Genomic DNA, 458 nt, shown 5'->3' on the forward strand with positions numbered 1-458 from the left:
TGATCTGCTAGAGGTACTTCTTGAAGCTGCCCGCAGTCAGGCTCACGGCCAGTCCCAGCAAGGCGGCGCTCGGCAACAGGATCAGCAATGGATGCACCGAGATCGGCAGCGCCAGGTACGTGATCCACGGCAGCACGGCCAGCGGCATGAGGCTGGCTTTCGCACGGTGGTAGATGAACCCGGATTCGCGGCCCGCGCCGAACCTGCGCACGTCGCGTCGCACCAGACCGTCAATCAGACCGACGAAAGCGGCCGTGAAGATCAGTGGCAACGTGAGCACCAGGACCAGCAGGCGCACCAGGAAGGTCAGCGTCGTGAAGGCTGCGGCGATGAGGTAGCTCTCGGCCCAGACATAGACTTGGCTGATGTAGTAGCGGAAGTTGCGCGTCTGCTCGTGGCTGGGCGCGCGGACGCGCTCGGCGGTCTGGCTCATGCGCGCCAGCAGCCCCGAGCGAACG

The 458-nt window shown here is 65.1% G+C and carries 1 protein-coding gene; it reads right to left on the reverse strand.

Features of this window, described 5'->3' with window-relative positions; all coding sequences use genetic code 11:
- Positions 1-7: 7 nt before the first annotated feature.
- On the reverse strand, positions 8-458 hold a 451-nt coding region (locus QWI17_RS18090), incomplete at its 5' end, for a TIGR03747 family integrating conjugative element membrane protein (protein ID WP_302723931.1).

The sequence above is a fragment of the Gilvimarinus gilvus genome (assembly GCF_030518155.1).
Taxonomy (GTDB): Bacteria; Pseudomonadota; Gammaproteobacteria; order Pseudomonadales; family Cellvibrionaceae; genus Gilvimarinus; species Gilvimarinus gilvus.